This window comes from Photorhabdus kayaii (assembly GCF_025384895.1).
Lineage (GTDB): Bacteria > Pseudomonadota > Gammaproteobacteria > Enterobacterales > Enterobacteriaceae > Photorhabdus > Photorhabdus kayaii.
Genome location: NZ_JAJAFZ010000189.1, coordinates 1 through 1,079, shown reverse-complemented (window position 1 = coordinate 1,079; position 1,079 = coordinate 1). Strand labels below are relative to the sequence as shown.

The following is a 1,079-nucleotide window of genomic DNA, read 5'->3' as shown; positions in this document are numbered from 1 at the left end:
CATCCTGTTGCTGCTCCAGCATCAGCAGCACCCGCCCGGCTTCGCGTTTAATCACAGACGGCTCGCATTCCAGCTCTTGCGCCGCCGTGCTGATGTAGTTCTGACGATGCCGCGCATGGTACATGTCCAGCGTATCCACATGGAACAGGCCGGACGTTTCATCGCGCACCTGCACATTCACCTTCATCACATCCGGCACCGGGGATTTTTTCATCCCCCGTACCCGCCAGATACGGGGTCCGCTTTTCATCACCAGTTCACCGCAGGCCGTGCGCTCACAGGGCACCGGTGCTACTGGCAACTCAGGCCGGGCAGCTAAAGAAGCCGGTTGAAGCTCACTGGCGCTTTGTGGCGGCTCCGTCACTGTCGGCGAGACGGGCCGCTCATGGCTGAACACCGCGCCCGGCGCGGTTCCCTGTCCCAGCCAGACCGCCTGTTGCAAGGCCAGCCCCAGCGCATGTTCGGCGTTGCCGCTTTTCAGCGCATAGTCATTGGCATCCATGCCCGGCGGGAACTGCACCCGCCATGCCTCGATACCGGCTTCCAGTAAATCAGCCGCCACACTGGTCGCGCCACGGTCTCCGGCCTCGTCCCGGTCAAAGGCAATCAGCACCCGTTTCACGCCGTGATACTGCAAGGCTTCGAGGTGCTCACGGTTAAACCCGTTCACCCCGAACGCGGCAATCACGTTACGGAACCCGGCACACCAGAAGGTCATGGCATCGATCAGCGCTTCGCACAGGATAATTTCCGAAGCGGCTTTCATCGCTTCCTCATTCCAGACCCCGGCTAGCGGTGACGGCAGATACAGATGCTTCGGGCTGTCTTTCAGCACTTTGTAATCCGGCTGGGTCCGGCGGCCATACAGTTGCAGCACCCGCCCGCGGCTGGCCACACTGGCCGATTCGGCCCAGCCGATCACCGGCACCACGACGCAGCCCCGGAAGTGGTCCTGACGGGTGGTCGTACGCAACACGCCCAGACCCGACAGCTTGTCGCGCAGTTGCTGGCCTTCCTGACTGCTCTTGGACGGTAATAAGCCCGCTGAACCGCCGATCCCGTGATGGCCCGCGTACCCC

General features: G+C 62.6%; 1 protein-coding gene. It reads right to left on the bottom strand.

What is annotated here, in order from left to right; all coding sequences use genetic code 11:
- The coding region (locus tag LGZ98_RS23810; RefSeq protein WP_262978739.1) for a toprim domain-containing protein at window positions 1–1,079 on the bottom strand (1,079 nt) is incomplete at both ends.